Annotated in this window: 1 protein-coding gene; it reads left to right on the top strand. The window is 45.7% G+C overall.

The genetic code is table 11. From position 1 onward, the window contains the following. On the top strand, positions 1 to 234 hold a 234-nt coding region (locus SB775_RS33995; RefSeq protein WP_410865701.1), incomplete at both ends, for a hypothetical protein.

Below are 234 nucleotides of genomic sequence, written 5' to 3'. Positions count from 1 at the left end.
CCATCAAGCTGAGCTTTTGTATGCAGCGCTGGAGGATGCCAGCTTTCTTCGTGTAAAAGGGGCTGACCATGGGCTTGTCGGTGGAAATCTATCCATCGATGAAATTCTGGACTATATCCTCCTCTTCTTTCGAAAGCAACTGACCAAAACCAAAGATACCCCTGCACAAATTGTTCAAAGTCGAACCGAAGAAAAGAACCTGATTCAATATTTTGTTGACCAGTCGGCTACCCC

It is taken from the genome of Peribacillus sp. SIMBA_075 (assembly GCF_046534585.1).
The sequence above is the reverse complement of the archived record's forward strand: the minus strand, read 5'-3'. Positions and strand labels throughout refer to the sequence as shown.